This is a genomic window from Tianweitania sp. (assembly GCF_032053605.1).
Classification (GTDB): Bacteria; Pseudomonadota; Alphaproteobacteria; order Rhizobiales; family Rhizobiaceae; genus Tianweitania.
In genome coordinates, this window is record NZ_DAMBUH010000074.1 from 1 (window position 1) to 6508 (window position 6508).

Sequence of the window (6508 nt, forward strand, 5' to 3'; positions counted from 1 at the left end):
CTCGATGCCGCCGGCCGGCATCTGATGGCCTTTGCCGCATCCGGCGCGCGTCACTGGGCGACACCGCAGGCGTCCCGCCTGATCGAACAGGCGGGAATGCCGGGGGATGCGCAGGCCCTGATCAGCCAGCGGATACGCACTTGGCTTGGTGCGCGCGCGGTTGCCACCGGCGAGACATCCAGCCTGCTCCTTAGCCCTGGATTGACCATCCACCTTACCTATCTCGGCTTGATCGGCACGGACGAACACCTGTTTCGGTTGATCACCGAAGGAGAGGCCAATCAGGAAGAAGCGCTGCGTCAGCATTTTCGCCTGACCGCGCGCGAAAGCGAGGTGCTCCTATGGATTGCGCGCGGCAAGTCGAACCGCGACATTGCTGCCGTGCTGAGCCTCAGCCCGCGAACGGTCAACAAACATCTGGAACAGATCTACACCAAGCTCGGGGTCGAAAACCGCGCTACCGCCGCCGTGAAGGCGATGCAGGTTCTGCACCCATAGTCCCCTTCGCTTTGCCAATTCCCAAGGAACAGCATCATGAAACGCGCAGTCAGTCATGCCCATGGCCTCACGTCTTCGCAGGAGATTGCCGGACGAGTCGTGCTCGCTCATGACGAGCGGCATCTCCGGCGCAAGCGGCTGTCGCTTCAGGGCGGTGGCGACGTGCTGGTGGATTTTCCGAGCGCGATCGTTCTCGCCGATGGCGACGCGTTGGTTCTGGAAGACGGCTCATCGATTGCCGTTTCCGCCGCACAGGAGCCGCTCTACGAGATCACGGCGCGCGATCCCAACCACCTTGCCAAGCTCTGTTGGCATCTCGGCAACCGCCATCTGCCCGCGCAAATCGAGGAACACCGCATCCTGATCGGCCGCGATCACGTCATCCGCGACATGCTGATCGGCCTCGGCGCCCGCGTAAGCGATGTGGAAGCGCCCTTCTCACCGGAACGCGGCGCATATCATGGGCATGGGGATGATCACGGCCACGATCATGCCCATTCCAAGCACCATCACCACCACCATGACTGACAGCCTTGCGCTGCAACGGCTTCTGATCTGGGCCTCGCCGGCTTTTCCGGTGGGGACGTTCGCTTATTCCGGCGGGCTGGAAACGGCGATCGTGGAAGGAACGATCCGAGACGCCGACGCTACGCGCAATTGGCTTGAAGGCAATCTGCAAAGTGGCGCCGGGCGCAACGATGCCATCCTTGCGGTTCTGGCCTGCCGGGCGCACGACGATGCCGCGCGGCTTTCCGACCTCGCCGATCTCTGCCTTGCTTTAACGCCCGCGCGGCAGCGTCACGAGGAACTGCTGGTGACCGGCCACGCCTTCATTCAGGCCGCCAAGGCATGGCCCGATCCGGTCCATGAACGCCTTCCCGCCGCGTGTCCTTACCCAATCGCTTTCGGTGCAATCGCCGGCGCGGCCTCGATCAATCCGGCCAGCACCGCGCTCGCCTTCCTGACCGCCTATGCTCAGGCGCAGATCTCCGTTGCGGTCAGGCTCGTACCGATCGGACAAACCAACGGTCTTGCGATTCTGGCTGCGCTCGAACCCTTGATCGCAAACCTCGCAACGACGCTTGCCGCCGCCGACGAAAACGACCTCGGCGCCATCGCTTATGCAACCGACATCGCCGCGATGAACCACGAAACGCTCACCACAAGGATCTTCCGCTCATGACCTCTCCCAACGGACCACTGCGGATCGGCATCGGCGGCCCCGTCGGTTCAGGCAAGACGACGCTTTGTGAGAAGCTGCTGAAGACGATGCGCGATCGCTATTCGATGGCGGTCGTCACCAACGACATCTACACCAAGGAAGACGCGCTGATCCTGGCGCGGCTGCAAGCGATTTCGGAAGACCGGATCGTTGGTGTCGAAACCGGCGGCTGTCCCCATACCGCCATCCGCGAAGACGCCTCGCTCAATTTGGCAGCCATCGCCGACCTCAACAAGCGCTTTCCTGATCTCGACGTGATCCTAATCGAAAGCGGCGGCGACAATCTTGCGGCCACCTTCTCACCCGACCTCGCCGACCTGACGATCTACGTCATTTCAGTTTCGCAGGGCGAGAAAATCCCGCGCAAGGGCGGCCCTGCGATAACCCGTTCCGACCTGCTGATCATCAACAAAACCGACCTCGCACCTTATGTCGGCGCCGACCTCGACGTTATGCGGTCGGACACCGAAAAGGTCCGGCAAGGACGCCCTTACATCATGAGTGACCTGTCGCGGCAGGCAGGGCTCGAAGCCATCGTCGCGTTTATTGAGCATGAAGCAGGCCTGCAGATGACAGTATCGTCGTGAGCTTAATGACGATTAAGCCGAAGTTCTTACAGCCAACATGATCCACGCATCCGGCATCATGTCAACGAAGCACTTGAAGTAAGATTGACCCTAATACCGCAAAAGTCTATGCTGATGCATACGCTTTGGGAGGAGCTGTGTCATGGCCGAGCGCTCATTCGCACGCGAAGTGGAGGACCTCCGGCTTGGTGACGGCGAGGAGTTCCGGGGGGAAGGCATTCTCGCCATTACGAAGGCTCTGCTGCAATCTGGCGTGTCTTATGTCGGCGGTTACCAAGGTTCGCCGATCTCCCACCTGATGGACGTTCTGGCTGACGCCAAGGACGTGCTCGACGAGCTTGGGGTCAACTTCCAGAGTTCCGCCAGCGAGGCCACGGCGGCCGCGATGCTTTCGGCTTCGGTGATGTATCCGCTGCGCGGCGCTGTCGCCTGGAAGTCGACGGTCGGCACCAATGTTGCGTCGGATGCGCTGGCGAACCTTGCATCGGGTGGCGTCACGGGCGGGGCGATGGTGATTGTTGGCGAGGATTACGGTGAAGGCTCCTCCATCATGCAGGAGCGCACCCATGCCTTCGCGATGAAGTCGCAGATGTGGCTGCTTGATCCGCGCCCCGACCATACCTGCATCGTCGATCTGATCGAGAAGGGTTTCCAACTCTCGGAGGCGTCCAACACGCCTGTAATGCTGGAAGTGCGCGTGCGTTCCTGCCACATGCACGGCTCGTTCATCGCCAAGGATAATGTGAAGCCCTCCTTTACGCTTCAGGACGCGCTCAACAACCCCAAGCGCGATCTCAGCCGCATCGTTCTGCCGCCTGCCGCCTATGTGCAGGAACAAGAGAAGATCAAGATCCGCATGCCGGCGGCGGTCGACTTCATCAAGGACAACAAGCTTAACGAGTGGATGGGGCCGCAGGAGAATGCCAAGACCGGCATCATCATCCAGGGCGGCATGTACAACAATGTCATTCGCGCGCTGCAATATCTCGGCCTGTCGGATGCCTATGGCACGCTGAAGCTGCCGATCTACTGCATGAACGTGACCTATCCGGTGATCGACACGGAGGTTGCGGAGTTCTGCGCGGGCAAGGATGCCGTGCTGATGGTGGAAGAAGGCCAGCCGGAATATCTCGAGCAGGCGATCAACACGGTTCTGCGTCGGCGCGACATCAACACCAGAGTGTCGGGCAAGGACGTGCTGCCGATGGGCGGCGATTATACCGCGCAGGTACTCATGGAAGGCATCCGGACCTTCCTGGAAAAGTTCGACCCGCCGATGCTGGGCAACCGCCCACCGCTGCCCGATGCACGCCCGGTGCTCGATCTGCCGGAGGTTAAACGATTGCGCGAAGTGGTCCCGCCGCGTCCATCGGGCCTGTGCACCGGCTGCCCGGAGCGGCCGATCTTTGCGTCCATGAAGCTCGTTGAAGAAGAACTCGGCGAGCATCACGTGTCGGCCGATATCGGCTGCCACCTGTTCTCGATCCTGCCGCCGTTCAACATCGGCGCCACAACAATGGGCTTCGGCTTGGGGCCCGCATCGACCTCGGCCTTCAACGTGAAAGCCGACAAGAAGTCGATTGCGGTAATGGGCGATGGCGGTTTCTGGCACAACGGCCTGACCTCGGGCATCGGCAATGCCGTCTTCAACAAGCATGACGGCGTCTTCATCATCGTCGACAACTTCTATTCGTCCGCGACTGGCGGTCAGGACATCCTGTCGTCGCGTGCCCAGAACAAGAACCGCCAAACGAACAATTCGATCACCAAGGCCGTTGAAGGTATTGGTGTGAAATGGGTCCGCCAGATCGACCGCACCTACGATGTCACCAAGATGCGCGACACGCTGCGGGAAGCCCTGACTTCCACCGGAGAAGGCCCAAAGGTTATCGTGGCTTCGTCGGAATGCATGCTCAACAAGCAGCGCCGCGTGAAGCCGCTGGTCAACAAAGCGATCAAATCTGGCGAGCGCGTGGTCAAGGAGCGTTACGGCGTTGATGAGGATGTGTGCACGGGCGACCATGCCTGCATCCGGCTTTCGGGCTGTCCGTCCTTGTCGGTTAAGGAGCTCGACGATCCGCTGCGCGATGATCCCGTTGCCGCAATCGATAACTCCTGTGTCGCCTGTGGCAATTGCGGCGAAGTGGCTGAGGCGGCCGTGCTTTGCCCGTCCTTCTTCCGAGCCGACGTGATCCACAATCCGACGCGGTGGGACATGTTCAAGGCTAAGATCTCCATGGCCGTGATCGCGTTTCTGCAGCGCCGCCGCGCCATGCGCCGCGTCCAGGTGGCAGCAGTTCCCGCATGAAGGACGATACGATCCGACTGCCGCTGGCTCCCGCGGGCCCGGCAACCGAGCGCCCGATCTCACTGGCCATCGTTGCCATGGGCGGCCAGGGTGGCGGCGTGTTGACCGACTGGATCGTCCAGCTTGCCGAAGCGCAAGGCTGGGCGGCGCAGTCCACATCCGTTCCCGGCGTGGCGCAGCGCACCGGTGCCACGATCTATTATGTCGAGATGATGCCCATGCTGGATGGGCGCAAGCCGATCTTGGCGCAGATGCCGACGCCGGGCGATGTGGATGTCGTGATCGCTTCGGAGTTCATGGAAGCCGGCCGTTCCATTTTGCGCGGGCTGATTACGCCGGACCGCACCACGCTGATTGCTTCCGACCATCGTTCGCTGTCGGTGACCGAGAAGATCGCTCCTGGCGAGGGCATCGCAGACAGTTCAGCCGTTTCCAGGGCGATCGGGGTCGTTGCAAAGCGCGAAATCGTCTTCAACATGGAAGACCTTGCGGTTCGTAACGGCAGCGTCATTTCCTCCGCCATGTTCGGCGCGCTGGCCGCCTCCGGCGCTCTCCCTTTTGAGCGCGAGCATTACCTCGGCATCATCCGCCAAGGCGGCAAAGGCGTGGACGCCAGCATCCGCACCTTCGAGGCCGCCTTTCAACGGGTGGGATCGGGTGAGACAGCAGTTGTTCCGGCAGCAACCGACTTGCCTTCACCGGCTCCGTCTTCCGCCGTTGCTGCCGCGTCGCCGCCCAACCTCGGGCCCTCCGCACCGAGCGCGTCGTCCACTCCGCTAACGTTCGAGCCGGATGCACGGTTGAAGCCGCTGCTTGCGCGGCTGAAAACTGTTCTACCCACCGACGCCCGGTCGATGGCTCGGGCCGGCTTGTGCAAGGTCGTGGATTACCAGGATCTACCTTATGGCGCAGAATATCTCGACATCCTCGAGACGATTGCGAAGGAAGATGAACGGGCAGGCGGTGCCGACCATGGTTTCGCCTTCACGGTCACTGCCGCGAAGTATATCGCCAATGCCATGTGCTATGACGATGTTATTCGCGTCGCAGACCTCAAGACCCGCATGCAGCGCCGCGACCGCATCGAAAAGGACATGGGTCTGCGCGACGGGCAAGTTATGCAGACCACAGAGTTCATGCATCCGCGCATGGACGAGGTGAACGGCTTGCTCCCCGCCGGGATCGGCCGGTGGATCGAAGCGCATCCGCGTTTGTATGGCTGGCTCGATCGGCGCATCAACAAGGGTCGGCGCATCCGGACCTATTCGCTGCCCTGGTTTCTGGTGCTTTATGTCACCGGAGGCATGCGGTTCCTGCGTCGCGGTTCGCTGCGCCATCAGGTGGAAGTAGCGCATCGTGATGCCTGGCTGGCGACGGCCACGCGGATGCTCGGACGCAACTACCAGCTTGGTATTGAAGTGCTGCAATGCCAGCGCCTGATCAAGGGCTATTCCGACACGCATGCACGCGGACACTCGAAGTTCGACAAGGTGCTTGCCACGATCAAGCTGCTCGAAGCGCGATCGGACGCGGCAGACTGGGCGCGCCGTTTGCGTGACGCGGCCATCAAGGACGCATCGCAAAAACAGCTCGACAGCACGATCGCAACTGTGAAGACCTTTCTATGAACAAGCCCGTCAACATCGACCCTGCTGAGAAACCGACACCGATCACCCGAGCCGAGCTTGGCGATGCCCTTTGGTTCGGCGCCGTGAAGATCCGCTTCGGTCAGTGTGATCCGGCGGGCATCGTTTATACGCCACAGTTCTTCGACATCTTCAATGTCGTCATCGAAGAGTGGTACGCTCAGGCGCTTGGCCTCGACTACTACGAGATCATCGGCCAGCGCCGCATAGGGCTCGGCTATGTCAGCGCGCATTCCGACTTCTTCGT

Annotated in this window: 7 protein-coding genes; all 7 read left to right on the top strand. The window is 61.3% G+C overall.

The genetic code is table 11. The features are described from left to right. A partial coding sequence (locus RTX98_RS14985; RefSeq protein ID WP_312797607.1) for a helix-turn-helix transcriptional regulator occupies positions 1 to 498 on the top strand: 498 nt, incomplete at its 5' end. 36 nt (positions 499 to 534) lie between these two features. Further along, positions 535 to 1026, top strand: a complete 492-nt coding sequence (locus tag RTX98_RS14990) for an urease accessory protein UreE (RefSeq protein ID WP_312797608.1) — start codon at positions 535 to 537, stop codon at positions 1024 to 1026. Then, on the top strand, positions 989 to 1681 hold the full coding sequence (locus RTX98_RS14995; protein ID WP_312797609.1) for an urease accessory protein UreF: 693 nt from the start codon (positions 989 to 991) through the stop codon (positions 1679 to 1681). Before RTX98_RS14990 ends, RTX98_RS14995 begins: the two co-directional genes overlap by 38 nt. After that, positions 1678 to 2307 (top strand): urease accessory protein UreG, encoded by a 630-nt coding sequence (gene ureG / locus RTX98_RS15000; RefSeq protein ID WP_312797610.1) that lies wholly within the window; start codon positions 1678 to 1680, stop codon positions 2305 to 2307. The genes RTX98_RS14995 and ureG overlap by 4 nt, the downstream gene beginning before the upstream one ends. Before the next feature lie 142 nt (positions 2308 to 2449). Further along, positions 2450 to 4615 (top strand): indolepyruvate ferredoxin oxidoreductase subunit alpha, encoded by a 2166-nt coding sequence (locus RTX98_RS15005; RefSeq protein ID WP_312797611.1) that lies wholly within the window; start codon positions 2450 to 2452, stop codon positions 4613 to 4615. After that, a complete protein-coding gene (locus RTX98_RS15010) occupies positions 4612 to 6243 on the top strand; it encodes an indolepyruvate oxidoreductase subunit beta family protein (protein ID WP_312797612.1) in 1632 nt (543 codons plus the stop codon). The genes RTX98_RS15005 and RTX98_RS15010 overlap by 4 nt, the downstream gene beginning before the upstream one ends. Beyond that, positions 6240 to 6508: thioesterase family protein (locus RTX98_RS15015; RefSeq protein ID WP_416223136.1), on the top strand; the 269-nt coding region annotated here is incomplete at its 3' end. The genes RTX98_RS15010 and RTX98_RS15015, both read left to right, overlap by 4 nt.

What these genes read in the sequence shown, in the direction of transcription:
- RTX98_RS14990 (WP_312797608.1), top strand. Translation starts at nt 535, where the DNA reads ATGAAACGCGCAGTCAGTCATGCCCATGGCCTCACGTCTTCGCAGGAG.
- RTX98_RS14995 (WP_312797609.1), top strand. Translation starts at nt 989, where the DNA reads ATGCCCATTCCAAGCACCATCACCACCACCATGACTGACAGCCTTGCG.
- ureG (WP_312797610.1), top strand. Translation starts at nt 1,678, where the DNA reads ATGACCTCTCCCAACGGACCACTGCGGATCGGCATCGGCGGCCCCGTC.
- RTX98_RS15005 (WP_312797611.1), top strand. Translation starts at nt 2,450, where the DNA reads ATGGCCGAGCGCTCATTCGCACGCGAAGTGGAGGACCTCCGGCTTGGT.
- RTX98_RS15010 (WP_312797612.1), top strand. Translation starts at nt 4,612, where the DNA reads ATGAAGGACGATACGATCCGACTGCCGCTGGCTCCCGCGGGCCCGGCA.